This window comes from Sphingopyxis sp. (assembly GCF_051861155.1).
Classification (GTDB): Bacteria; Pseudomonadota; Alphaproteobacteria; order Sphingomonadales; family Sphingomonadaceae; genus Sphingopyxis.
In genome coordinates, this window is the sequence record NZ_JBHYDE010000001.1 from 646,661 (window position 1) to 672,764 (window position 26,104).

Annotated in this window: 19 protein-coding genes and 1 tRNA gene; 12 read left to right on the forward strand and 8 right to left on the reverse strand. The window is 65.8% G+C overall.

Annotation, left to right across the window (positions count from 1 at the left end):
* Positions 1-97 precede the first annotated feature (97 nt).
* Positions 98-667 (forward strand): superoxide dismutase family protein, encoded by a 570-nt coding sequence (locus ACTIFP_RS03235; RefSeq protein ID WP_439567259.1) that lies wholly within the window; start codon positions 98-100, stop codon positions 665-667.
* 4 nt (positions 668-671) lie between these two features.
* Here the strand turns inward: ACTIFP_RS03235 and ACTIFP_RS03240 are convergent, their stop codons facing one another.
* On the reverse strand, positions 672-2,270 hold the full coding sequence (locus tag ACTIFP_RS03240; RefSeq protein ID WP_439567260.1) for a spinster family MFS transporter: 1,599 nt from the start codon (positions 2,268-2,270) through the stop codon (positions 672-674).
* 107 nt (positions 2,271-2,377) lie between these two features.
* On the opposite strand from ACTIFP_RS03240, the gene ACTIFP_RS03245 reads away from it, so the two are divergent.
* Positions 2,378-2,860, forward strand: coding sequence for a low molecular weight protein-tyrosine-phosphatase (locus ACTIFP_RS03245; protein WP_439567261.1), 483 nt, complete (start codon positions 2,378-2,380; stop codon positions 2,858-2,860).
* Here ACTIFP_RS03245 and thpR read toward each other — a convergent pair.
* Positions 2,773-3,384, reverse strand: a complete 612-nt coding sequence (gene thpR, locus ACTIFP_RS03250; protein WP_439567262.1) for an RNA 2',3'-cyclic phosphodiesterase — start codon at positions 3,382-3,384, stop codon at positions 2,773-2,775. The genes ACTIFP_RS03245 and thpR overlap by 88 nt on opposite strands.
* A gap of 139 nt (positions 3,385-3,523) precedes the next feature.
* Here thpR and ACTIFP_RS03255 point away from each other — a divergent pair, with 139 nt between their 5' ends.
* Together ACTIFP_RS03255 and ACTIFP_RS03260 are read left to right on the forward strand one after the other, a co-directional pair.
* Positions 3,524-4,255, forward strand: a complete 732-nt coding sequence (locus ACTIFP_RS03255) for a Bax inhibitor-1/YccA family protein (protein WP_439567263.1) — start codon at positions 3,524-3,526, stop codon at positions 4,253-4,255.
* Positions 4,256-4,338: 83 nt separating this feature from the next.
* Positions 4,339-5,265: a DUF2785 domain-containing protein gene (locus ACTIFP_RS03260; protein WP_439567264.1), complete on the forward strand. Its 927-nt coding sequence runs from the start codon at positions 4,339-4,341 to the stop codon at positions 5,263-5,265.
* Between the two features lie 128 nt (positions 5,266-5,393).
* On the opposite strand, the gene ACTIFP_RS03265 is transcribed toward ACTIFP_RS03260, so the two are convergent.
* The gene (locus ACTIFP_RS03265; RefSeq protein ID WP_439567265.1) at positions 5,394-6,029 is read right to left on the reverse strand and encodes a glutathione S-transferase family protein; all 636 of its coding nucleotides are present in this window, start codon (positions 6,027-6,029) and stop codon (positions 5,394-5,396) included.
* A 104-nt stretch (positions 6,030-6,133) separates the two neighbouring features.
* On the opposite strand from ACTIFP_RS03265, the gene ACTIFP_RS03270 reads away from it, so the two are divergent.
* The gene (locus tag ACTIFP_RS03270; protein WP_439567266.1) at positions 6,134-6,895 is read left to right on the forward strand and encodes a competence/damage-inducible protein A; all 762 of its coding nucleotides are present in this window, start codon (positions 6,134-6,136) and stop codon (positions 6,893-6,895) included.
* On the opposite strand, the gene ACTIFP_RS03275 is transcribed toward ACTIFP_RS03270, so the two are convergent.
* Complete coding sequence (locus ACTIFP_RS03275; protein WP_439567267.1) at positions 6,868-8,118, reverse strand: TCR/Tet family MFS transporter; 1,251 nt, start codon at positions 8,116-8,118, stop codon at positions 6,868-6,870. The genes ACTIFP_RS03270 and ACTIFP_RS03275 overlap by 28 nt on opposite strands.
* 131 nt (positions 8,119-8,249) lie before the next feature.
* On the opposite strand from ACTIFP_RS03275, the gene ACTIFP_RS03280 reads away from it, so the two are divergent.
* Positions 8,250-9,026, forward strand: a complete 777-nt coding sequence (locus tag ACTIFP_RS03280) for a transglutaminase-like domain-containing protein (RefSeq protein ID WP_439567268.1) — start codon at positions 8,250-8,252, stop codon at positions 9,024-9,026.
* Positions 9,027-9,075: 49 nt separating this feature from the next.
* Here ACTIFP_RS03280 and ACTIFP_RS03285 read toward each other — a convergent pair.
* Both ACTIFP_RS03285 and ACTIFP_RS03290 read right to left on the reverse strand, forming a co-directional pair.
* Positions 9,076-9,149 (reverse strand) — tRNA-Gly (locus ACTIFP_RS03285).
* A gap of 48 nt (positions 9,150-9,197) precedes the next feature.
* Positions 9,198-9,668, reverse strand: a complete 471-nt coding sequence (locus tag ACTIFP_RS03290; RefSeq protein ID WP_439567269.1) for an Lrp/AsnC family transcriptional regulator — start codon at positions 9,666-9,668, stop codon at positions 9,198-9,200.
* 98 nt (positions 9,669-9,766) lie between these two features.
* On the opposite strand from ACTIFP_RS03290, the gene putA reads away from it, so the two are divergent.
* Positions 9,767-12,862: a bifunctional proline dehydrogenase/L-glutamate gamma-semialdehyde dehydrogenase PutA gene (putA, locus tag ACTIFP_RS03295; protein WP_439567270.1), complete on the forward strand. Its 3,096-nt coding sequence runs from the start codon at positions 9,767-9,769 to the stop codon at positions 12,860-12,862.
* Positions 12,863-12,867: 5 nt separating this feature from the next.
* On the opposite strand, the gene ACTIFP_RS03300 is transcribed toward putA, so the two are convergent.
* Positions 12,868-13,536, reverse strand: a complete 669-nt coding sequence (locus tag ACTIFP_RS03300; RefSeq protein ID WP_439567271.1) for a hypothetical protein — start codon at positions 13,534-13,536, stop codon at positions 12,868-12,870.
* A gap of 31 nt (positions 13,537-13,567) precedes the next feature.
* Complete coding sequence (locus tag ACTIFP_RS03305) at positions 13,568-14,518, reverse strand: tetratricopeptide repeat protein (RefSeq protein ID WP_439567272.1); 951 nt, start codon at positions 14,516-14,518, stop codon at positions 13,568-13,570.
* 155 nt (positions 14,519-14,673) lie between these two features.
* Between ACTIFP_RS03305 and gdhA the strand changes: the two genes are divergently transcribed.
* Genes gdhA through ACTIFP_RS03330 form a run of 5 tightly spaced genes read left to right on the forward strand, consistent with a single transcriptional unit; the run spans position 14,674 to position 25,765 of the window.
* Positions 14,674-16,029 (forward strand): NADP-specific glutamate dehydrogenase, encoded by a 1,356-nt coding sequence (gene gdhA / locus ACTIFP_RS03310; RefSeq protein WP_439567273.1) that lies wholly within the window; start codon positions 14,674-14,676, stop codon positions 16,027-16,029.
* A 40-nt stretch (positions 16,030-16,069) separates the two neighbouring features.
* Positions 16,070-17,524, forward strand: a complete 1,455-nt coding sequence (locus tag ACTIFP_RS03315; RefSeq protein ID WP_439567274.1) for a multiheme c-type cytochrome — start codon at positions 16,070-16,072, stop codon at positions 17,522-17,524.
* 4 nt (positions 17,525-17,528) lie between these two features.
* The gene (locus ACTIFP_RS03320; protein ID WP_439567275.1) at positions 17,529-19,502 is read left to right on the forward strand and encodes a heme-binding protein; all 1,974 of its coding nucleotides are present in this window, start codon (positions 17,529-17,531) and stop codon (positions 19,500-19,502) included.
* A gap of 3 nt (positions 19,503-19,505) precedes the next feature.
* On the forward strand, positions 19,506-21,437 hold the full coding sequence (locus ACTIFP_RS03325; RefSeq protein WP_439567276.1) for a hypothetical protein: 1,932 nt from the start codon (positions 19,506-19,508) through the stop codon (positions 21,435-21,437).
* A 5-nt stretch (positions 21,438-21,442) separates the two neighbouring features.
* Complete coding sequence (locus tag ACTIFP_RS03330) at positions 21,443-25,765, forward strand: hypothetical protein (RefSeq protein WP_439567300.1); 4,323 nt, start codon at positions 21,443-21,445, stop codon at positions 25,763-25,765.
* The last annotated feature ends 339 nt before the right edge of the window (positions 25,766-26,104 follow it).

The following is a 26,104-nucleotide window of genomic DNA, read 5'->3' on the forward strand; positions in this document are numbered from 1 at the left end:
TTGGAACTCTGATGAAATCGGGGCATCGTCAGCCGTGAAGGGATCGCGAACGCCGCTGCTGCGTTCTACGTCCGAACCGTCATCTGGGGAGCAGAATATGATCACGCCACCATATGCCAAGGCCCGGGCGATCCCGGCCACCGCTTTGCTCGCCGCCCTGACGCTCGCGGGCTGCGCCAATATGGGCAAAACGCCGACGACCAAGCTCCCGGTTCCCGACGCCCACGCGCCGCTGGTCGATGCGCGCGGCGCCGACCGCGGGCGGGTCGATATTTTCAGGGACACGACCGGGCTGCGGCTCGAACTCGTCGCGCGCGGCTTTGGCGCCGGCACCTATGGCATGCACGTCCACGCCGTCGGCCAGTGCAACGCCCCCGATTTTGCCAGCGCCGGGCCGCACTGGAACCCCACCGGGGCGCAGCATGGCCGCGAAAACCCGCTCGGCGCGCATCATGGCGACCTGCCCAATCTGGTCGTCGAACCCGACACGATCGGCCGCGCGACGTTGCAGCTTGTCGGCTCGCGGCTGACCGGCGACGGCGGGGTGATCGATGGCGATGGCGCCGCGTTCGTCATTCACGCCGCACCCGACGACATGAAGACCGACCCCAGCGGCAACAGCGGCGGCCGCGTCGCGTGCGGCGTGATCGTCGCCGGCGGCGGCTAGGCGGTCAGGCGCCCCCGGCGCGCTCGACGATCGTCGCTTCGGCCTGCGGGACGGCGCGGTAGGCGTAGAACAGCAGGACCAGCGCGATCGGCGCGACGCCGATCAGCGACAATATGCCGGTGCGCAGATCGCCGACCGGCTGGCCGTTCACGATCGTACCGGTCAGGTCCGAAATCTGTCCGACCATATACGGGCCGAACGACAGGCCGACGAGCGTGGTGCCCAGGAAGAAGGCGGCGGTTGCGGTACCGCGCATTCGCGGCAAGACCAGATCCTGGGTTGTCGCCGCGGCGGCGCCGAGGGCCGCAGCGCCCAGCATTCCGGCGAGGAAATTCATGGCATAAAATAGCGCGGCATTGTCGGTGGTATAGCCCACCCAGATGGGAATGATCGGCGCGACGACGCCAAAGATAATCATCAAGACGCGCCCCGCCGGGTTCCGCTTTCGCAGATGGTCCGCCATCCAGCCGCCCACGATCACGCCAATAAAGCCACTGACCGCGCCGTTGGCGCCCAGGATGGCGGCCAGTTCCTGCTTGGGCAGCCCCAGCACCGTTTCGGCATAGGGCGCCGACCAGAAGGCGAGCGCATAGGCGGCCAGGCTGACCATGCCATAGCCCAGCGTGGTGCAGATGAACGCCGGGGTGCCCCAGATCAGGCGAAAGGTCGCGGGGTCGCGGTCGCGCAGCGTGCAGGCCCATGAAAAGACCGCGTAATAGCCAAGCCCGACCGCCGACCATTGCGGGAAATTACCCGTCAGGCCGATCATCCACCAGGCAAAGGCCGCGATCGCGATCGCAAAGCCGATGTTGATCGCCAGCGCCGCGGGGCCGCGCTGCCACGCGCCGATCAGCGTAAAGGGCGGGACGATCGTCGACAGATCCTGCGCGAACTGGCGGAACGGCGTCGGCGAACTGGGGCTGGCGATCCCGTCCATCGCCCCGCGCACCGGTTCGCGCAGCGTCGCGACCCACAGCGCGACGATCAGCCCCGGGATGCCCACCGCCAGGAATGCCGCCTGCCAGCCGACCAGGTCGAGCGGGCCGCCGCCCGGATAGGCCTTGTTCCACGCCTCGACGATCAGCGCCCCGATGTACAGCGAGATGCCGCCGCCCAGATACAGCCCCGACGAATAGACCGCGAGCGCGGTCGCGCGCTGCCGTTTTGGGAAATAGTCGGAGATCAGCGAATAGGCGGTCGGGCTGGCGGTCGCCTCGCCGATGCCGACCCCCATGCGCGCGAACGACAGGGTCAGCTGGTTGCGCGCAAAGCCCGACAATGCGGTCATCGTCGACCATAAGGCCAGCCCGACCGACAGCAATTTGACCCGACTCCAATTGTCGGCGAGCCGCCCGAGCGGGATACCGAACAGCGCGTAAAAAACCGCAAAGGCAGCGCCGCCGAGAAAGCCCATATCGGCGTCGGTCAGCCCCAGGTCGGCCTTGATATCGACTGCCAGGATGCTCAGGATCTGCCGGTCGATGAAATTGAGGATATAGACGACGACCAGCACCGACAGCACGTACCAGCTATAGCCGGTGGCTTTCGGTTCCGGAACCGTCGACGCGGCGGCCGCGGTGGTTTCGCTGGCGGTTTCGGCCATCTGGCAACCCTCTCCCTGACCCATTATCTGTTATGGCTCATGGCTAGCAGAGCCGGCGAACGGCGCAAGTTGAAAGTCGGTTCAACTTTGGCTTGGCGAGGAGCAATATGCGCAACGATGACGACGATACCCCTGCGATCCTCTTCCTCTGCCTCGGCAATATCTGCCGTTCGCCGCTGGCCGAGGGCGCGGCGCGCGCGGCGTTCGCCGCCGCGGGCGTCGATGCGCGGCTCGATTCGGCGGGCACCGGCGACTGGCATGTCGGCCATCCGCCCGACGCCCGCGCGCAGGCCGAAGCGCGGCGGCGCGGCACCGACATTTCGGATCTGCGCGCCCGCCAGCTGGTGTGGGGCGATTTCTATCGCTTCGATCTGATCCTCGCGGCGGACGTGGCGAACCTGCGCGAAGCGCGCGCCCTCGCGCCCGCCGATGCGACGGCGCGGGTACGGCTGATGCTCGATCTGGTGCCGGGGCGGCAGGGCGACAGCGTGACCGATCCCTATTATGGCGACGACGGCGGCTTTGCCGCGACGTGGGACGACGTCAGCGCGGTTGCCGCGGCGCTCGTCGCCGAAAGTTCGAGTGGGTAGCGCGCCACGGGGTGATAGCGCGAACCGCCATGCCCCATCGCGCTTTCGTACAGGACGACATGGGTGAAATCGAACGGCAGGCTGTCGAGGCCGCTGTGCTGCGCCAGGAACGGCGCGACCGGCCCGGCGCTGCGGTTCAGCCGCGCCAGCGTGACGTGCGGCACGAAGGCGCGCGTTTCGGGATCGACACCAACCCGCGACAGCAACTGGTCAACCTTGAGGTGCAGCCCGGCAAGCGCCGCGAGCGGTTCGACCCCGGCCCAGAGCGTGTGCGGCCAGCCCTTGCGTTCGAACACGCCCACCCCGGCGATCCGCGCGGTGATCGTCGGCGCGTGCAGGCCGCCCAGCGCCGCGGCGATGTCTTCGGCGCGGTGATGGTCAACCTCGCCGATGAAGCGGAGCGTCAGGTGCAGCTGGTCGTCGTCCTGCCAGCGCGCCGCCGAAATGCCGTGCATCGCGGCGCGCAGCAGCGCGCGGATCGGGTGCGGCGGCCGCAGCGCGACGAACAGGCGGTGGCTCGACATGGTCCGGCCAACATAGCCGCTTGCCGCGGCGCAACCACCGAAACTTGCACGATTTCCGGTTTCGCTTGAAAGCCGGTGAGAAAATCACGATATTGGCACCTACGGCCGGTATGGGCTGGCCGGTGATGGAGTAATGACAATGGCGAATTGGAACGACCCCAATATGGCGGCTTCCGGTTTTGGGGCCGGCGCGAACGCAATGGACCAGGCCGTCGATGCCGGCCTGCGGTCGTACATGCTGTCGGTTTACAATTATATGGGTTCGGGCGTGCTGTTGACCGGTATCGTCGCGATGCTGGCGTTTCAGTCGGGCTTTACCGCTTCGATGGTCGGTACCCCGCTGATGTGGGTGGTGATGCTGGCGCCGCTGGCGTTCGTGCTGGTGCTCAGCTTTGGCATCAACAAGCTGTCGACGACCGCCGCGCAGATTCTTTTCTGGGTCTATGCCGCGGTGATGGGCCTGTCGATGTCGACGATCTTCCTGGCCTTTACCAGCACCTCGATCGCGCAGACCTTCTTCGCGACCGCGGCGGCGTTTCTGGGCCTCAGCCTCTATGGCTATACGACCAAGAAGGATCTGTCGGGCTTCGGCACCTTCCTGATCATGGGTGTCGTCGGCCTGCTCGTCGCGATGCTGCTCAACGCCTTTGTGTTCCAGTCGGGCGCGATGGCGATGGCGATCAGCGTCATCGGCGTGCTGATTTTTGCGGGCCTCACCGCCTATGACACGCAAAAGATCAAGAGCATGTATTTCTATGTCCGCGGGACCGACTTTGTCGGCAAGTCGGTGGTGATGGGCGCGCTGACGCTTTACCTCGACTTCGTCAATATGTTCACCTTCCTGCTCAATCTGCTGGGCAGCCGCGAATAAGCGGGTCGGACATCGAACGAAACAAGGGAGCCCGGCGAATCGATTCGCCGGGCTTTTTCTTTTTTTGGGGGGAGAGGGCGGCGATGAACTGGATGGGAGGCGTCATCGGGGCTGCGGCGATGCTGTTCGCCGACGCGGCAGTGGCGCGGGAAACTGATCCCGACGCGGGTTTGATCTGCCGCGTCGCCCCGCCCGCCGATGGCGATCTCAAGGCGTTCGCCGGCCGTTATTTCCCGACCGCGGACACTGCCGCAATCGATGCGCTGATCGCCTGTCTGGGCGACGAAGATCCCGCGGTTCGCGATGATTTCGCTTTTGCGGCGTGGACACAGGGGCTGCGCGGCAAGCATCTGAAGCCGGACAGCCTCCGTCATGCGGCGGCGCGGCTGACCGCGATTCTCGCGGCCCCAAAAGACCCCGCAGCCGAAGCAAAGGCGGGCTTTCTCCGCCCCTTCGCGGCGCTGGCGTTGTCCGAAGTGGCGCGCGCCGACCGCGTCGAGCCCTTTTTGACCGAAGCAGAGCTGCACGATCTCGCCGGAACCGGCGCGGCCTATCTGCGCGGCGTGACTGATTATCGGGGTTTGGTCGCGGGCGAGGGCTGGCGGCATGGCGTCGCGCATGGCGCCGATTTACTGATGCAGCTCGCGCTCAACCCGCGGCTCGCGCGCGCCGACGCCGACCTGTTGCTCGCGGCGATCGCGGCGCAGGTCGCCCCCGCCGCATCGCCCTCCTATATCCACGGCGAAGCGCGGCGACTGGCACGGCCGCTGCTGTTCCTCGCCAAGCGCCCCGACATCGACGATGCGGCATGGGCGGCGTGGTTCCAGGCGCTGCATCCGGGCGACGCCCCGCGCTGGAAAGCGCCCTATGCCAGTCTCGACGGACTGGCGGCGGTGCATAACAGCAGTGCCTTTGGCGACGCCGTCTATGTCGCGGCCAGCGAATCGCAGGATCCGCAGGTCCGGCGGCTCGCGCCGCTCGCCGCCGGGTTGCTCAAGGCGCTGCCTTAGGCAGCAGGCGAATTGCCAACCAGCCTCGTCATTGCGCGGAGCCGAAGGCGACGCGGCAATCCGGAGTCCGCGTAACCCGCCCTGGATTGCCTCGCTTCGCTCGCAATGACGAATCAGATAGACCGGCTCTAAGCCGGATTGGCCGCCTGCATCTCCGCGATCAGGCCGTTATCGATGTCCTTGGCGCGCTTGTACGCGGCGCGCTCGCGCAGCGGTGCGACATAGGCCTCGAACGCCGGGCGCGACGCGATCGTGCCGAATTGCAGCCCCCAGTCGATCTGGCTGCCGACATAGACGTCGGCGGCGCTGAACCGGTCGCCCGCGACGAACGCCTTGCCCGCTACCGCGGTTTCGAGCGCGCCGAGCGCCATGTCGAGCGAGCCGAACCCGGCCATCCGCTGCTGCTCGCTCGTCGGTTCCAGCCCGAAATGTTTCGACGTGATCGCCTGTTCGACCGGCCCCGCGGTGAAAAATAGCCAGCGATAATAATCTGCGCGGTCGGCGGGGGCGGGCGCCAGCCCGGCGGCGGGGAAGGCGTCGGCCAGATAGGCGCAGATTGCGGCACATTCGGTCACGACCTTGCCGTCATGGACGATCGCCGGAACCTTGCCCATCGGATTGACCGCCAGATAGGCGGCGTCCTTCATCGTCGTGCCATAATCCAGGATGCGTGGCTCGTAAGGCGCGCCGACCTCTTCGAGCATCCAGCGGATGATCTGCCCGCGCGACATCGGGTTGGTATAGAAAATCAGCGCATCGGCCATCGCGGCTCTCCCTTATGAATTGCGAGTCGGGGTTGAACATAACAAGAACAATGATGCCGGTCCACCGGACTTGTTTTGTCATGGCGTCCGGTTAAGGCAAGGTGATGAACGACGAACGCATCTGGACAGCCGCCGTGCTGGTGATCGGCGACGAGATTCTCTCGGGCCGCACCCAGGATAAGAACATCGCCCAGATCGCGACCTGGCTCGACGCGCAGGGGATTCGGTTGCGCGAAGTGCGCGTCGTGCCCGATGTCGAGCAGGAGATCGTCGACGCGCTGAACGCGGTGCGCGCGCGCTATGACTATGTCTTTACGACCGGCGGCATCGGCCCGACCCACGATGACATCACCGTCGATGCGGTGGCCAAGGCGCTGGGGGTCGGGGTGATCGTTCATCCCGACGCGCGCGCGATCCTTGAGCGTTACTACAGCGGCCGCGGTATCGAACTGACCGAGGCGCGGCTGCGCATGGCGCGCACCCCCGACGGCGCCGAACTGATCCCCAACCGCATGTCGGGCGCGCCGGGTATCCGCATCGGCAATTTGTTCGTGATGGCGGGGGTGCCGCATATCACTGCGGGAATGCTCGACGCGCTGACCGGCGAGCTGGAGGGCGGCGCGCCGCTGATCGCGCACACGATCGGCGCCTGGTCGCCCGAAAGCGAAGTCGCCGACCTGCTGCGCCAGGGCGAGAAGGATCATCCGGGGGTCGTGATCGGCAGCTATCCCTTTTTTCGCGACGGCAAGGTCGGGGCCAATTTTGTGGTCCGGTCGACGTCGGCCGCCGACGTCGCCGCCTGCGTCGCGATGCTGACGGCAGAACTCGAAGCCGCAGGCTATGCGGCGACCGACGGCGGTATCTGATCGGGCGCGTCGTCGCTGGTCCGGGTGACGCGCGGCAGGCGGCGCAGCATCAGGATTGCGAGCAGGCCGAACAGCGCCGACACGACAAAGGCGGCACCCGGAAAATGGAGCGGTGCCCGGTCGGCCGTGAAATAGGCCATGGTGCCGGTCAGCAGGATCGGCGCGACGAGCTGGCCCAGCCCCATCGCCATCGCCGAAATCCCCTGGACCTCGCCCTGCGTTTCGGGGGTGGCGCGCCGCGACATCAGCGCGTTCAGCGACGGCTGCACCGGCGCCTGCAAGGCGACGGGAAGCAGCAGCAGGAATGCGCCCCAGGTCGAGCTGACAAAGGCAAAGCCGAGGTAGTTGGCGACGGCGATCAAGATGCCGATCGTCGCCGCGTCGCGCTCGCCGAAGCGCGCGACCATTGGCCCGACCACGAACGCCTGCCCCAACGCGATCATCACCCCGACCGCGGCCAGGCTGGCGCCGATCATCCCCGGGGTCCAGCCGAGCTGCGCGATGCAATAGAAGCTCCACGTCATCGGATAGACCAGGCTGGCGATCTGCCACAGCGTCAGCACGCTCGCGACCCCGCCCATGCCGGGCAGGCCGCGCATCGTCTTGAGCGCGCCGAGCGGATTGGCGCGGCGCCAGTCAAAGGCGCGGCGGCGCTCGGGCGGCAGCGTTTCGGGGAAGATGAACAGGCCATAGAGCATGTTGGCGGCGGCGAGGACCGCGGCGGCGACGAACGGCGCACGCGGGCCGATCTCGCCCAGAAAGCCGCCGATCGCGGGGCCAGCGACAAAGCCGACCCCGAACGCCGCGCCGACGAAGCCGAAATTGCGCGCGCGTTCTTCGGGTTTCGTAATGTCGGCGATCGCCGCCTGCGCCGCGGCATAGCTGCCGCCGAACACGCCCGACAAAGCGCGCGCGACAAACAGCCACGGGAGCGTCTCGACGATCGTCAGCAGCGCATAGTCGATCGCCAGTCCGCCCAGCGACAGCAGCAGCACGCGCCGCCGCCCGAACCGGTCGGACAGATTGCCGAGCACCGGCGAGGCAAGGAAGGTCGCCACTGCCATCACCAGGCCGATCCACGCGCCGACCTCGATCGCGTGCGGCAGATCGATTCGCCCGACCTCCATCACCAGTTGCGGCAGCACCGGCATGATGATGCCAAAGCCGACCGCGTCGATAAAGATCGTCGCGACGATGAAGGGAATGGTGCGCGATGCGGTCACAAAATATCCCAAGGATGAAGGCGTTGGCGGCTCATACCGCGCTGCCACCGAATCGCGCCAATGCTTTTCGGTTGTGCCGCGGTTTTTATCGCCCTAGCGGCACCGATCCCGCTTTGGAGCGTTAGCAGCCGATGAAACTCGAAATCACCGCCGCGCTCGACTATCGCCTCGGCGATCCGGTCGACCTGATGCTGCATATCGAAGCGGCGGCGATCCCCGAACAGCTGATTCTGGACGCGGTGCTCGACGTCGGACCATGCGAATATTTTGCCCGCGTTCCGGCGCAGGATATGATCGGCGACCGCATCTGGCTGCGCCGCGGCGGCGAGCTTAATGTGCGCTATCGCACGACGGTCGAAATCCAGCGCGAGGTCATCGACTACCGGACGCTCGGCAAGGTGCCGATGCACCGATTGCCCGGCGAGACGGTCCAGTATCTCAACGAATCGCGCTATTGCCCCGCCAACAAGTTCATCCACTTCGTCCAGGACGAGTTCGGCGATGTCGAGGGCGGCGCCAAGATCGGCCGGATGCGCGACTGGATCGAAACGCATTTCACCTATGTGTCGGGGTCGAGCGATGCCGAAACCGGGGCGCTCGACAGCTTTGTCGAACGGCAGGGGGTGTGCCGCGACTATGCGCATGTGATGGTCAGCCTGGCCCGCGCCGCGGCGATCCCGGCGCGGATCGTCAGCGTCTATGCGCTCGGGGTTCAGCCGCAGGATTTTCATGCGGTGGCCGAGGTGTTCCTGGGCGATGCCTGGCATCTGGTCGATGCGACCGGCATGGCCAAAGCGGGCGAGATGGCCAAGATCGCCGTCGGCCGCGACGCCGCCGACATCAGCTTCCTCACCGCTTATGGCGAGATCGCGATGCTGAACCAGCGGGTGACGGTGCAGGCGGTTTAGGGTGCTGCGGCATGGCCAAGCCATGCCGTCGATCCACGCTGCGAAAGTCTGGAGCGGGTGAGGGGAATCGAACCCCCGTATTCAGCTTGGGAAGCTGCTGCTCTACCATTGAGCTACACCCGCTTGGGGCTGCGCGATTGGCACAGGCGCGCGCGGCGGTCAATATGGGTGTCAGCGCGCCGTTTCGCTGATCGTTTCCATCGCGACAAAGGTCGAGGTGCTGGCGACGTGCGGCAGGCTCGAGATTTTTTCGCCCAGCACGATGCGATAGCGGCGGATGTCAACGGTGCGGACCTTGAGCAGATAGTCGAAGCTGCTCGCGATCATGTGGCATTCCTCGACCTCAGGAATCGCGCGTACCGCGGTGTTGAATTCTTTGAGCGCCGCTTCGCGCGTATCGGACAGCTTTACCTCGGCAAAGGCGACATGATCGAGGCCGACTTTGGCGGGATCGACGATCGCCGCAAAGCCGGTGATCACGCCCTTGTCGACCAGTCGCCGGACGCGTTGTTGGCAGGGGGTCTTCGACAAGCCGACATGCTGCGCCAGATCGGTGAAGGTGATGCGACCGTCCTGGCGCAGAATCGCCAGGATTTTCCGATCGAAATCGTCCAGATCGACTGCAAGGGACGCATTGTTCATCTAAATCGACTAAAACTGATCGAATAATAGGTCAAAAGATAATTTCAGTGGCCCAACTTTGGTCGGATCGCCGATCAATCCTGCGATATGGTGCGGCCATGACCCAGCCCACCGACCGCGCACCCCTCCGCACCTTGGCCCGCCGCAGCGAAACCGACATCGTCGCCGACCTGCGCGCCGCCCTTGCCACCTCGTCCGCCAGCATTGAGGCGGTGACCCAGCGCGGGTTCGATCTGATCCGCAAGGCGAAGGCCGAAGGCGACCGCGAGACGCTCGTCGCACAGTTGATGAACCGCTATCGGTTGTCGACCGAGGAAGGCGTCGTGCTGATGTGCCTCGCCGAAGCGCTGCTGCGCGTCCCCGACAGCGCGACCGCCAACGCGCTGATCCGCGACAAGATCGCCGGGCGTCATTGGAAAGAGGGCGAGGATGAGGACAGTCCGCTGATCGTCGCACTATCGGCGCGCGGGCTGTCGCTGGGATCGGCGACGCTGATGTTGGATGCGATGGGCAGCAAGGCGAACCCGCTGACCTTGCTGAAATCGATGGTCCGCCGCTCGGGCGAGCCCGTGATCCGTCAGGCGGCGCTGGCGGCGATGAAGCTGCTCGGCCAGCAATTCGTGATGGGCGAGACGATCGACGCCGCGGTCAAGCGCGCCGATAAGGAAAAGTCGGAGCTTGCGAGTTTCGACATGCTCGGCGAAGCGGCGCGCACGGCCGAGGATGCGGCGCGCTATTATGACAGCTATGCCGACGCGATTACGCGCATCGGCCGCGACGCGAAGCCCGGCGATCCGCACGCCAACCACGGCATTTCGATCAAGCTGTCGGCGCTCCACCCCCGCTATGAATATCTGCAGCGTGCGCGGGTGATCGGCGAACTGGTGCCGCGGGTGATCGAACTCGCGAAAGCGGCGCGCGCGGTGAACATCCCGCTGATGATCGACGCCGAGGAAAGCGACCGGCTTGAACCGCATATGGATGTGTTCGCAGCCTTGATCGACGCGGGGATCGCCGACGGCTGGACCGGGCTGGGCATCGTCATTCAGGCGTATCAGAAGCGCGCGCCCGCTGTCATCGACTGGCTGGCGGATCGTGCCCGTGCGCGCGGGGTCAAGCTGTCGATGCGGCTGGTCAAGGGCGCCTATTGGGATACCGAGATCAAGCGCGCGCAGACTTTGGGCCTCAGCGATTTTCCGGTGTTCACCGCGAAACTGCACACCGACCTCAACTATATGCGCTGCGCGCAGCTGCTGCGCGATTGCCAGGATTGCATCTATCCGGCGTTCGCCAGCCACAATGCGATGACGCTGGCGTCCGTCGCCGAATTGTTCGCGGGCGCCGATTATGAGCTGCAGCGGCTCCACGGGATGGGCGAGGGCGCGCATGACGCGCTTGTCGCGCTGTTCCCGCCGCCGCGCCCGGTGCGCGTCTATGCGCCCGTCGGCACCCACCGCGACCTGCTCGCCTATCTCGTCCGCCGCCTGCTCGAAAATGGTGCGAACTCCAGCTTTGTCCATCAGTTTTCGGACCCCGACGTCAGCGCCGAACAGCTGGCGGTCGACCCGCGCAGCGTGGCCAGTGCCGCGACGTCGAAGATCGCGACCGGCATCGGCCTGTTCGATCCGGCGCGGCGCAATTCGCGCGGCTACGACCTTGGCGAACCCGGCGTCCCCGAAGCACTGGCCGCCGCGATCGGCGCGGCGCGGCGTAGCGACCGCGTGGCTGCGCCGATCGTTGGCGGCGTGGCGCGCGGCGGCGCGGGCGCGCCGGTGCACAACCCCGCAACCGGCGCTATCGTCGGTCAAGTGATCGAGGCCGATCGCGCTTCGGTCACCGATGCGGTCGCCGCGGCGCGCGCGGCGCACGGCAATTGGAGCCTCGCGGGCGGCGCCTTCCGCGCCGAACGCCTCGAACGCGCCGCCGATCTGCTCGAGGAACATGACGCGCTGTTCCTCGGTCTCGCGATCGACGAAGCCGGCAAGACGCTGGTCGATGCGATCGCCGAGGTGCGCGAGGCGGTCGATTTCCTCCGCTATTATGCGGGTCAGGCGCGCGCCGACTTCACCTACCCCGTCGCGCTGCCCGGTCCGACGGGTGAGCGCAACGAGCTGATGCTCGAAGGTAAGGGCGTGTTCGTCGCCATCAGCCCGTGGAACTTCCCGCTCGCAATTTTCCTGGGGCAGGTCGCGGCAGCGCTCGCCGCGGGGAACAGCGTGCTGGCGAAGCCCGCCGAACAGACACCCCTCATCGCCCACGCAGCGGTCGAACTGCTGCTCGAAGCTGGAATCCCCGGCGATGTCCTGCACTACCTCCCCGGCCGCGGCGAGACCGTCGGCGCGGCGTTGACCGGCCACGCCGACATCAGCGGCGTCGCCTTCACCGGATCGACCGAGGTCGCGCGCGCAATCAATCGCGGCCTCGCGCTGCGCGACGGCCCGATCGCGACGCTGATTGCCGAAACCGGCGGCGCCAATGCGATGATCGTCGATTCGACCGCGTTGCCCGAACAGGTCGCGCGCGACGCCGTCGCCTCGGCCTTCCAGTCGGCGGGGCAGCGCTGCTCGGCGCTGCGCCTGCTGTGCGTGCAAGAGGATGTCGCCGAGACGATGATCGCGATGGTCGCGGGCGCGATGGCCGAGCTCCAGATCGGCGACCCGTCGCTGCTGTCGACCGACGTCGGCCCGATCATCGACGACGAGGCGCAGGCGAACATCGCCGCCTATATCGCCGAAGCACGCGCCGCGGGGCGGGTGATCGCCGAAGCGCAGCGCACCGATCTGCCTGCGGGCGGCCATTTCGTGCCGCCGGTCGTGATCCGCATCGATCATGTCACCGACCTGAAGCGTGAGATCTTCGGCCCGGTGCTGCACGTCGCGACATGGAAGGGCGGCGAGCTTGACGCGCTGATCGATGCGATCAACGCCTCGGGCTACGGCCTGACGCTCGGCGTCCACACCCGCATCGACGGCGTCGCGGCGCATATCGCGGCGCGCGCCGCCGTCGGCAATGTCTATGTCAACCGCAACCAGATCGGCGCGATCGTCGGTTCACAGCCGTTCGGCGGGCGCGGCCTGTCGGGCACCGGCCCGAAAGCCGGCGGCCCGCACTATCTGCACCGTTTTGCCGAGGAAAAGACGATCAGCACCGACATCACCGCGGCGGGCGGCAATGCGGCGCTGATGGCGGGCTGAGGCCTTTAGTTTGCGCGTCCGTCGGCGGCGGTGAGCTTGTCGGCGAGGGCGCGAGCCCGGCGCAGCTGGACCGCGACGCTGTTCGGCTTGGCGGGGTCGTCATAGGAATAGACGAACAGCATCTTGCCGCCGACGATGGTGCCGCAGCCGCCGACGGCGATCGGATAGGTCGCAATGGCGCTCGCGACCGTCACTTCGCCGCCCAGATAGATGCAGACATTGTCGTTGCCGCGCGGTTTAATCGCGCCGCTCAGATCGACCTTGGTGCCCATCGCGTCGGACAGCCCCTTTTCGACCTCGCCAAACGTCGCATCGCCGTTCTGATAGGCGGGCAGCGCCAGTTCCTTGACCATCATCGCGATGAAATCGGCGCGGGCCATCGCCGGCATCGCCGCACGCGGCGATTTGATCAGATAATAGTCATATTTCATGTCCTTGGCGCTATCGCGCAGTTCGCAGCGGACAAACATCGCCGGCGTCAGATTTTCCAAATCGCCTTTGGCGAGCAGGTCGGTTGCGAGCTTGGCGCGGCCCGTCGGGGTGCAATAGCCCTCGGGGCTGCTACCGGTGATCGCCACATCGTCGATGGCAAAATTGACCGGGTTGGCGGCCAGCGCCGCCGCCGGCATCGCCGCGCCCGCCACAGCGAGCAGCCCCCATCGAATGGCCGTCATCATCCTCATTCCCTCCCCCTCTGATTCCTCGTCACGCGCCCGGCACACCCAGCAACTGCGCCTGCGCCCTCAGCCGCCCCGCGACCGCTGGATTGGCGGCGATGCCGTCCTTTAGCGCCTGCGCGGCTTTCGCGGTTTCGCCTAGTGTCATCCGGCTGCGCATCAGCATGATCCAGCGATCGACGTCGGTCGGATTGGCCTTCAGCTTGGCCTCCAAGCCGTCGACCATACCCTGGATCATCGCGTCCTGCTGACCCTTGGGCAGCTGCGACGCCGCTTCCATGTCCGATCGGCTCGGCCCCGGGATCGCGCGCGCCGCGACGGGCATTTCGTCGGCGGTCAGCGGGCGCGGCTGGGTGCGCGCCAGGCGCGAGGCGACCTCGATGCCGTTGATCTTGCCGACCTCCTCGATCGTCCGGCGCAGGTCGGGCTCCCACGGCGCGCCCTGCGGCGTATCCTCAAGCAGCGCGAACCAGTCCTCGATTGCCCCTTGGTGATCCTTCGCGATGTCTTTCTTCACCGCCAGGAAATAGCGCGCGCGCGGGTCTTTGGCATCGAGCGCGATCGCCTTGTCGAACGCGGCAAGGGCGGCGGCGGGCATCGGGTCGCTGTCGCTGCCCATCACCCGCGCTTCCCCCAGCGCCGACCACAATCCCGCCGAATCGGGCGACAGCGCGGTCGCCCGTTCATACGCCGCCGCCGCCGCGGCAAAATCGCCGAGATCAAATCGCGCCGCGCCGAGCGCGGTCCATGCTTCGGAGCTGTTCGGCTCGTTCTTGGTACGCGCCTCCAATGCCGCAAGCTGGTCCGACGGCGCGGCGGCATTCGGCGCTGCCAAATCAGCCCCTGCAGGCGTCGAATCGCGCCAGATTGCGTAGCCGACCGCCGCCGCGAGCAGCACGAAGGCGGCGATCAATATCGCGCGGTTGGTGCCGGTCATGCCGCGCTTCGCGGCTTCGGCCATGCTCTTGGTCTCGCTCATTTTTGCCCCTTGGTGCGGCCCATGAAAAAATGCCGCCTGTGCGCGCTGTCATATTGCCTTTGTTTGGCGATGGTGTAGCCTTTGACCCACAAGGTCGGTCAACGATTAAATCGTCAGGGTCGCACCGGCTTTCCCAGTCATCAGGGGAGGGGTGCATGGCAGTTTCGGATCACGTCGATTTTTCGACGTTCATGGAAGGCGTGAAAAAGCGGAACCCGGGGCAACCCGAGTTCGTGCAGGCCGTACAGGAAGTATCGGAAGATATTTTCGACTTTATCGCCGACAAGGAAGAATATCACGCGCAGCAGATTTTGCGGCGCATTGCCGAACCCGACCGGGTGGTGTCGTTTCGCGTCTGCTGGGAGGACGATAACGGCAATATCCGCGTCCAGCGCGGCTGGCGCGTCCAGAACAACAATGCCATCGGCCCGTATAAGGGCGGCATTCGTTTCCACCCGTCGGTCACCGAATCGGTGCTCAAATTCCTGGCGTTCGAACAAACGTTCAAGAATGCGCTCACCGGGCTACCGATGGGCGGCGGCAAGGGCGGGTCGAACTTCAACCCCAAGGGCAAGAGCGTGCGCGAGATCATGCGCTTTTGCCAAAGCTTCATGACCGAGCTCTATCGCCACATCGGCGCCGACATCGACGTGCCCGCGGGCGACATCGGGGTCGGCGGGCGCGAGATCGGCTTCATGTTCGGCCAGTACAAGCGGATCACCAACGAATTTACCGGGGTGCTCACCGGCAAGGGGCTCGAATGGGGCGGCTCGCTGATCCGCACCGAGGCGACGGGTTATGGCGCGGTCTATTTCCTTGCCAACATGCTGGCGGCGAAGGGGCAGGATCTCACCGGCAAGACCGCGGTCATCTCGGGCTCGGGCAATGTCGCGACGCATGCGGCGGAAAAGATCGTCCAGCTCGGCGGTAAGGTGCTGACCTTGTCCGATTCGGGCGGCTTCATCCATGATCCCGACGGCATCGATCAGGAAAAGATCAATTGGGTTAAGGCGCACAAGACGCACCGCCGTGGCCGGATCGAGGAATATTGCGACGAATATAAGGGCGCGAGCTTTACCGCGGGCAAGACGCCGTGGGGGGTCAAATGCGACGTCGCCTTGCCGTGCGCGACGCAGAACGAGCTGCTCGGCGACGACGCGCGCGAACTGGTCAAGAACGGCTGTATCGCGGTCAGCGAAGGCGCGAACATGCCGACGAACCTAGAGGGCGTACATATCTTCAAGGACGCGAAGATCATGTTCGCGCCGGGTAAAGCCGCCAACGCCGGCGGGGTTGCGGTGTCGGGGCTGGAGATGAGCCAGAACAGCGGGCGCCGCAGCTGGAGCGAGCCCGAACTGCAACAGATGCTGAAAGACATCATGGACGGCATTCACAAAAGCTGCATCACCTATGGCGATCAGGGCGGCGGCTATATCGATTATGTAAAGGGCGCGAACATCGGCGGTTTCAAGAAAGTGGCCGACGCGATGCTGGCGTTCGGGGTGGTTTAGGCGCAAAAGCGTCCGGCCGGGAAATAAGGGGACTCTGGGCATGACGACCGACGCGATTTCGAGGCGCGGCGCGGGACCGTGGGCGGCCATAGCGGCCTTCGCGGCGCTGCTGCTGTCGCTCGCGATCGCGGCGTTCGTGCTGGCCCCGCCCGCGCGGTCGCAGGGCGAGCCCGCGGCGCGTTACACCGGCGTCGCGTCGTGCGCCGGATCGACCTGCCACGGCCGGATGGAGGGTGACGGCGCCGTCGTCCGCCAGGACGAGCTGATGAAATGGCAGGAGCCCTCGACCCCCGGCGGCGCGCACAGCCGCGCCTGGGCGGTGCTCAGCAACAACCGCAGCCAGTTCATCGCGCGCAACTTGGGGATCGGCGATCCCGCGACGGCGCAGATGTGCATCGGCTGTCACGCGACCGCCGGCGCGGTCGCCGCCAAGGGCGCGATGCGCGGCAGCGTGCCGACCGAGGACGGCGTCGGCTGCGAATCCTGTCATGGCCCCGCGGGCGGCTGGATCGCCAGCCATTATGCCGGGGTCGGCACCAACGCCAATCCCGACGCCGAAATGCGCGACAAACATCTCGCCAACCTGTCGGCGGGGCTGAAAAAGCTCGAAGACCCTGTGGTGCGCGCCGGGGTGTGCGTCGATTGCCATTTCGGGTCGGCCAGCGACGGGCAGTTTGTCACCCACCGTATCATGGCGGCGGGGCATCCGCGCATCGCCTTCGAGCTCGACCTCTTCTCCTCGCTCCAGGCGCATCACCAGGAGGATGCCGATTATGGCTGGCGCAAGTTCGGCGCCGCGGGCGCGCGCACCGACCATGTCCAGATGTGGGCGGTGGGGCAGGCGACCGCGATCGAACGCAGCCTCGCGCTGTTCCAGTCGCGGCGCGGGACCGAAGGGATGTTCCCCGAATTCTACTTCCTCGACTGCCACAGCTGCCACCGCCGCATCTTCGACCAGGCGAAACCGGTGCGCAGCGGGGTCGACAATCCGGGGCGTCAAATCCCCGAGGGGATGCCACCGTACAACGACGAAAATCTGATCATGCTCGCCGCCGCGGCGCGACTGGCCGCCCCTGCGCTCGCCGACCAGCTCGCGGCGCGCACGGCGGCGTTCCACAAGGCGATGGCGACCGACCGTCCCAGCGCGGTCGCCGCCGCGGCGCAGCTGTCCCAGACCGTCGCGGCGCTCAAAAGCGCGTTTGCGGCGCGCAGCTTTTCGGGCACCGATGCCTTTGCGATGGTCGATGCGATTTCGGCCAAGGCGATCAATGACCGCTTCACCGACTATTCGGGGTCGCAGCAGGCGGTGATGGGGGTCGATACCCTGCTCAATGCGATGGTGTCGTCGGGCCGCGTTACCGTCGGCGCCGCGGCGGGCATCCGCGGCGACATCGACCGCGCCTATGCCGCGGTCAAGGATCCCAACGCCTATCGGCCCGCCGAATTCCAGGCATCGCTGGGCAGCGCGGTGCGCGCGATCCGGGCGCTGCGGTAAGATCATGCAAAGCAAGACCCATCTCTTCCGCTCGGCGGCGGTTGCCGCGATGGGGGCGCTGCTCCTGTCGTCATGCGGCGGCGGTGGCGGCGGCACCCCGACGCCCAGCCCCGCCCCGACCCCGGCGCCAACGCCCACCCCGACGGGCGGCCTCTACACCCCGCCCGCTGCCGAGGCGTTGACCACCAGCGATGTCGAGCGCGTCCTTGCCCAGGCGATCGCCGAAGCGCAGGCGCGCAGCCTGCCGTCGGTGATCGCGGTGACCGACCGCGTCGGCAATGTGCTGGGCGTCTTCCGCATGACCGGCGCGCGCGCGACCGCGACGACGTCGGCGGCGCCCAATGGTGCGAACATCGACGCGCAGAATGTCACTTTCCCCGCCGAAGGCGGCGCGATCGCCAAGGCGGTGACCGGCGCCTATCTGTCGAGCGGTGGCAATGCCTTTTCGACCCGCACCGCCAGCCAGATCGTCCAGGAACATTTCCCGCCCGCGCCGACCACGGTCGGGCTGGAGAGCGGCCCGCTGTTCGGGGTGCAGTTCAGCCAGCTGCCGTGCAGCGACCTGTCGGCGCGCTTTGGCGCGGCGGGCGCCGCGGCGCTGATCGGGCCGAAACGCTCGCCGCTTGGCCTCGCCGCCGATCCCGGCGGGCTGCCGCTCTACAAGAATGGCGTCCTCGTCGGCGGCATCGGGGTGATGGGCGACGGCGTCTATGGCAGCGACCCCAATATCCTGAACATCGATAACGACCCCGAGGAATTCATCGCGCTGGCGGGAACGCGCGGGTTTGAGGCACCCTCGACGATCACCGCCGACAAGATCACCGTTGACGGGACGTCGCTGCGTTTCTCCGACGCCACCTTCTCCGGGGTGATGACCAGCGGCAGCGCCAGCTTTGCCAGCCTCAACGGCAGCGCGGGCAATCTGGTCGCAGTGATCGGCTATGCCAATGCCGCGGTGACCGCGGGGATCGCCTATGGCAGCGAAGCGTCGGGCATCCGCGCGGCAACCGCCGCCGAATTTTCGAACCGCGACGCCTTTGTGCTGACCAACGGTAGCGGCGCGAACCGCTATCCGCTGCGCGCCGGGACCGACGGCGCGACCAACAGTGCGCCCCTGACGCAGGCCGAGGCGCGCGCGGTGCTGGAGGAAGCCTTTGCGGTGATGAGCCGCGCGCGCGCGCAGATCCGCCGCCCGCTCGACAGCCTCGCGCAGGTGACGATCAGCATCGTCGACACCCACGGATCGGTGCTCGGCATCGTCCGCTCGCCCGACGCGCCGATCTTCGGCACCGACGTCAGCTTGCAAAAAGCGCGCACCGCAGCGTTCTTCTCCAGCGCGCAGGCCGCAACCGAGCTGGGCGCCAACGCCAGCGCCGACGTCCGTCAGTTCGTTCCCGCGACGCGCAGCTTCCTGAACGACCCGGCGGCGCTGACCGGCAATGTCGCTTATGCCGACCGCGCCGTCGGCAACCTCGCGCGGCCCTATTTCCCCGATGGCGAGGTCGGGCGCCCGCCGGGGCCACTGTCGCGCCCGATTGCGCAGTTCAATCCCTTCTCGACCGGGCTGCAATCGGCGCTGATCATCGGTAATCTCGGCGCGCATCTGGGGTTCGTGTCGGGCACCACCCTGATCGACACCCCGGCGCGCTGCACCACCCTGCCCGACGTTGCGGCGGGGCAGAACCGGCTGCAGAACGGGATCCAGATTTTCCCCGGATCGGTCCCCATCTATCGCGGCAACCAGCTGGTCGGCGCGATCGGCGTGTCGGGCGACGGCATCGATCAGGACGACATGATCAGCTTCCTCGGCACGCACAACGGCGGCGCGCGGGTTGGCGGCATCGGCAATGCGCCGGGGCCGCTGCGCTCGGACAATGTCGTCGTCAACGTCGGCGCCGGCGTGCGGCTGCGCTATATCAGCTGCCCCTTCGCGCCGTTCCTCGACTCGACCACCCAAAATGTCTGCGATGGGCTGTAGGCGATGATGACGGGGGGCAGCCTTTGGCCGATCATCGCCAGCTTGGCGGCGCAGGGTGCGCCGGGAGGCGAGGTGACGCCGCCGCCGCCCGCACCCGAAGATCCGCCGGTCGCGGGTGATGCCGCGCCTGCCGAACAGCCCGCCGACGAACTGATCCCGCCGCCGCCTCCGGTCGACTGGCAGGATGTGCTGAAGGACGATCTGGTCACCCAGATCATCGACGGCCGCCGCCGCCCCGGTTACCGCCCCGACCTGCCCGACGCGCTCAGCCAAGACAATGTCGGCGCGCTGCGTCCGCCGCCGCCGCAGGCGTTTCCGGGGATGGAGGACCAGCTGCCGGTTCCCGACCGCTGGCGCCTGATCGAGAGCCTGGGGGTGGTCAAGGAACGCTGGTTCGACCCCTATCACCAAAACACCTACAAGGGCGACCGCGCGATCGACCGCAGCAAGGTGCCATGGTTGCCGATCAAGGGCGACGACTGGTTCATCGTCGCCAATGCCGTGTCCGACACGGTGTTCGAACCGCGCACCTTTCCGATTCCGGTCGGGGTTCAGACGACCGAACGACCGGGCAGCCTCGACGTGTTCGGCAAGGACCGCAGCTTTGTCTTCGCGCAAACCTTCATCGTCGGCGCGGCGCTGATCAAGGGGTCGACCGCTTTCAAGCCGCCCGATATCGAATATCGCGTCACCCTCGCTTATCAGGCCAATTATGTCGACGTCCCCGAACGGCGCGTGCTCGACGTGCGCCCGTCAAAGGCGAGCCATCGTTACGACTCGTTCCTGGGGGTGCAGGAATTGTTCGTCGACAAACATCTCGGCAACACGTCGGACCGTTATGATTTTTACTCGGTACGGCTTGGCATCCAGCCGTTTCAGAGCGATTTTCGCGGTTTCCTGTTCAACGACAGCCAGCTTGGCATCCGCCTGTTCGGCAACCGCGACAACAACCGCTTCCAATATAATTTCGCGGCCTTCTGGCGGCTCGAAAAGGACACCAATTCGGGCCTGAACGACATCACGCAGACCCCGCGCGACGATTTCATCTTCACCGCCAATCTGTATCGCCAGGATTTCCCGTTCGTCGGGCTGACCAGCCAGGTCAGCGTGACCTATAATATGAACCGCGAAAAAAATGACGTGCAGATCGACCACAACGGCTTCCCGGTGCGCCCGGCGTTGCTCGGCGATCTGCGCGGGCGCGAATATGACGTCGTCTATCTGGGGTATAGCGCCGATGGGCGGATCGGGCGGATCAATCTGACTGCGAGTTTCTATGCCGCGCTGGGTGAGGACCGGAACAGCTTTTTCACCAGCAAGCCGGCGCAAGTCCGCGCCGGGTTCGGCGCCGTCGAACTCAGCTACGACCATGACTGGATGCGCTTCCGCCTCTCCGGCCTCTACGCCACCGGGGATCGCGATCCGTATAACAACACCGAAGGCGGCTTCGACGCGATCTTCGAAAATCCGATCTTCGGCGGCGCCGACACCAGCTACTGGATCCGCCAGACGATCCCCTTTGCCGGTGGTGGGCGCGTCATCGCGATCAGCGGCCGCAACGGCATATTGAATTCGCTGCGCTCGTCGAAGGAAGAGGGGCAGTCGAACTTCAACAACCCCGGCACGGTCTTTGTCGGTGCGGGCGCCGATTTCGACCTGACCCCCGAGTTTCGCGTCAGCGCCAACGCCAATCATCTGTGGTTCGCCGACACGTCGAGCCTGCAGGCGCTGCGCACCGAAGGATCGATCCCCAAGGACATCGGTTTCGACCTGTCGGTCGCGACGATCTGGCGGCCAAAGGCGACGCAGAACATCGTCGGGCGGCTCAGCGGCGCGGTGCTGCTGCCCGGCAAGGGGTTCAAGGATCTGTTCGATAACAAGCAGAAGAACGACGCCTATGTGTCGATCCTCGCCAATGTGATTTTGAGTTTTTGATGATGATGCGCAAACTCTTTGCCCTGCTGGCTTTCGTCACGATGTGCGCCGCTTTTGGCGCCAGCGTCGGGCGCGCCGCCGAGGAAGAAAAACCGCTCAAGATCACCTATCGCTTCACCCCGCCCGCCCCGCGCGAGCAGACCGAAGCCGATGTCAGCACCAAGTCGGAGGGCTGCTACAGCTGCCACACGCGCACCGACCAGCCGTCGATGCACGCGACCCCCGCGGTGCGGCTCGGCTGCACCGACTGTCACGGTGGCGACGCGAGCCAGGTCGGCACCCCGTCGCTTGGCTACACCCATGCCACCAACAAGGCGGTGATGGCGCTGGCGCATCCGCAGCCGACCCTGCCCGGCGCCTGGCACGACAGCTCGGCGAACCCGCAGCGCAGCTACACCTTGCTCAACAAGGAGTCGCCCGAATTCATCCGCTTCGTGAACCCCAGCGATTACCGCGTCGCGCGCGAGGCGTGCGGCGCCTGCCACCTCGAAGTGATCGAGGCGACCGAACGCTCGCTGATGTCGACCTCGGCGATGCTGTGGGGCGGGGCGGCGTATAATAATGGCATCGTGCCGTATAAAAATTACGTGTTCGGAGAGGCTTATACGCGCACCGGCGAGGCAGCCTGCATCCTCTCACCCTCGTCGCGCCTGACCGCCGAGGAGTATAAGGAAGCGTGCAAGCCGAGCTTCGGCTTCGACAAGATCCTGACCGACGACGAGAAAAAGCGCGGCGCGCTGGCGAAAATGTATCCATTGCCGCGCTGGAGCGTCATCCCGCCGGGCGATGTGTTCCGCGTGTTCGAGCGCGGCGGGCGCAATATCGCGACGCAATTCCCCGAAATCGGCCTGCCCAATCCGAGCGGCAGTATCCAGCGGCTCGAGGAACCCGGACGCCCCGACCTCAAACAGTCGAACCGCGGCCCCGGCACCGGGCTGCGCGTCGCGATCCCCGTGCTCAACATCCACAAGACACGCCTCAACGATCCGCTGATGTGGTTCATGGGGACCAACGACCAGCCGGGCGATTATCGCCATTCGGGCTGCTCGGGCTGTCATGTCGTCTATGCCAACGACCGCGAGCCGCGCCACAGCCTGACCTATGCCAAATATGGCCGCGACGGCGAGACCGACACCGTCGATCCGACGATCCGCGAGAAGCTCTGGACGGGCGGCGGCCATGGCGGCGACAAGAAACCGGCAGGCGGCGGTCATTCGGACGCCTCGCATATGGCCCCCGACGACGGCTTTGTCGGCGGGACCGGGCATGGCGGGCTAATCGATCCTGCAACCGCTATCGCCGGCGCGCCGCAGCGCGCGCCGCGCCCGCGCCGCGAATCGGGGCATCCGATCAGCCACGCCTTCACCCGCGCCATCCCGACGTCGCAGTGCATGACCTGCCACATGCACCAGCCGAACATCTTCCTGAACTCGTATCTCGGCTACACGATGTGGGATTATGAATCGGACGCGCCGCAGATGTGGCCCGGCCCCGATAACACCGCGCCGCGCCCGCCGGGGATGAGCGACGAGGAATATCAGAAGAAATTCAAGCAACAGCGCTATCCGACCGCGGCCGAGGCGCATGCGGTGCTCGAACGCAATCCCGAGGCCGCGGCGACGCGGGGGCTGTGGGCTGACGTCGAATTTCTGCGCGACGTCTATGACGTCAACGACACCAACAAGGACACCCAGTTCGCCGACTATCACGGCCATGGCTGGAATTTCCGCGGCATCTTCAAGCGCGACCGCAATGGCAATCTGCTGAACGCCGACGGCAATATGTCGACCTACGGCACCGACACCGCAAACATCATCGACCCGAAGGATCCCGAGAAATGGCGCAAAAGCTGTAGCCATTACAGTGATCCGAAGGAGCGCGACCTCTGCCTGTCGAGCGCCGATCCCGGCAAGCCGGGGGTAGAGGGCAAATTCGTCCCGCCCGGCATCAACCCCGGCAAGGCGGTCCATATGATGGACATCCACGCCGAAAAGGGCCTGCAATGCGCCGACTGCCACTTCGCGCAGGACAGCCATGGCAATGGGTATATCCAGGGCGAGGTCGCCAACGCGGTCGAAATCAGTTGCAAGGATTGCCACGGTACCGCCGACGCGCTGCCGAACCTCTTGACCTCGAACGTCGCAGCGCGGCCGCAGGGCAATAATCTGGCGCTGCTGCGTAACCCCGACGGGCGCCGCCGCTTTGAATTCCAGTATAATGACGATGCCGAAGTGATCGGGCTGATCCAGCGGTCGATCGTCGATCCGAAGCTCGAATGGCAGGTCAGTCTGGTCAAGCAGGCGGTGACCCCGGGGCCGCATTTCAACGCCAAGGCAGCGCGCGCCAAACTGATGGCGCGGGCGGGTAGCGACGACGGCAAATATGAATGGGGACCGGGGGTCGCCAAGGAAGACCGCGCGCATGGCGACGACAAGCTGACCTGTTTCACCTGCCACCTGTCGTGGACGACCAGCTGCGGCGGTTGCCATTTGCCGATCGAGGCCAATTGGAAAACCAAGATGCACCATTTCGAGGGCGAGGAGACGCGCAACTTCGCGACCTACAACCCGCAGGTGGCGCGCGACGAGATGTTCCAGCTTGGCCGCCACCAGCTGACCAAGCCCGGCGAGCCGGGTCCGAACGGCGAGGTGCGCGGCATCATCACCCCGGTGCGCTCGACCTCGGCGTTAATCCTGTCGTCGACCAACATCAACCGCGAGCGCATCTATGTGCAGCAGCCACCGATTTCGTCGGCGGGCTATTCCAGCCAGGCGTTCGCGCCGCATTTCCCGCACACCGTGCGCCGCTCCGAAACCAAACAATGCTCCGACTGCCATGTCTCGGCGAGTGACGATAACAATGCGATCATGTCGCAGCTGATGCTGCTCGGCACCAATTTCGTCAATTTCGTCGGACTCAACGTCTGGTCGGGGATGGAGGATGGCTTCCAGGCGACCCGCGTCACCGAATGGGACGAGCCGCAGGCAGTGATCGGCAGCTACCTCCACAAATATAGCTACCCCGATTTTTGGAAGCTGCACGTCGACCAGAACGGCCGCGAGCTCAAAAAATGGGTGCGCGGCAAGACCTTCGACAAAAAGGGTTCGGGTGAGACACAGGCGCTCGAGGAGTTTGAAAATATCGTTCAGGACACCAGCGGCCGGGTCAACTGCCTGCAACAGCGCGGCGAATATATGTTCGTCGCCGAAGGGCGCGGCGGCTTCCGCATCTATGACGTCGCCTCGATCGGCAACAAGGGCTTTTCCGAACGTATCATCCGCGCCCCCTTCTCGGCGCTCGGCCATGACACGCATGTGAAGACGAAGAATGCGACGTGCATGGCGATCGCGACGACCCAGCCGATCAGCGTTTCGCGCAACGAAAATATCGTCAAGAATTTCCCCGAAAACCACGAACAGGTGATGCACGACATCTACCGCTATGCCGTCATCACCGACAGCGTTGAGGGGCTGGTGCTCGTCGACATCGACACGATGGCCGACGGCGAATTCCGCAACAACAAGCTGACCCGCGCGCTGACCTGGAACGAGGGCAATGTGCTGGCGGGCGCGCGGCACGTGACGCTCGCGGGCAGCATGGCCTATATCACCACCGATGCGGGGCTGGTCGTCCTCGACCTGTCGACGCCGCTTGCCCCCAAGGTCACCGCGCAGCTGCCGCTGACCGACGCGCGCGCCAGCGCGGTGCAGTTCCGCTATCTGTGGGTCACCGATGCCGCGGGGGTCAAGCTGTTCGACGTCACCAATCTGGCGCAGCCGGTCGCGGTGCCCGCAGGCACGGTTCCACTCGCCAATGCGCGCAAAATCTATCTGGCGCGCACCTATATGTATGTCGCGGCCAAGGCCGACGGGCTGGTCATCGTCGATGTGACGCGCCCCGCGGCGCCGATCGTCTGGCCGGGGCTGACCTTTGGCGGCGCAATGACCGATGCCGAGGACGTCATCGTCGCATCGACCAATGCGTCGCTGTTCGGTTATGTCGCCGACGGGCGCGGCGGCATCAAGGTGATCCAGCTGACCAGCCCCGACAATCCCGGCCTCTATGGCTTCTCGCCCAAACCGACCCCCGAACTGATCGCCTGGGCCAAGACACCGTCGCCCGCGCTCGCGCTGTCGAAGGGGCTCGACCGCGACCGCGCGGTCGACGAAACCGGCGGCCAGATGGCGGTGTTCGGGCGCCTTGGCTCGCGTCCGTTCACCCGGCCCGAGATGGAGAAGCTGTTCCTCAACAGCAAGGGGCTGGTGTACAAGGTCCGCGACGAGGTTGACCAGAAAGCCTGGCGCCCGCCGCTGCTTTACGCAAACTGAGGATCGTGTCAGCTTTCGACCGAAACTTGCCGATCCTCCCCCGACGGGGGAGGGGGACCACCCGAAGGGTGGTGGAGGGGCACAGGCGGTTTACGCAGCGCTCCATTGAAACGCTCGATTTCTAGGGGCGTCGCCGCCGCGCACTACGTCAGCGGCAAGGCAAACCGATGGTGCCCCTCCACCAGCTTCGCTGGTCCCCCTCCCCGTGCCGGGGAGGATCGGCAACGTCCGCTCCCCACCTCAAAGTTGCCATCCACCACCAAAAAAAACGCTTTCCTACATTTTTCGGCTGTGCCAGCCTTCATCTCAGCTCTTTCAATTTGTAGGAAAAATCGGTCG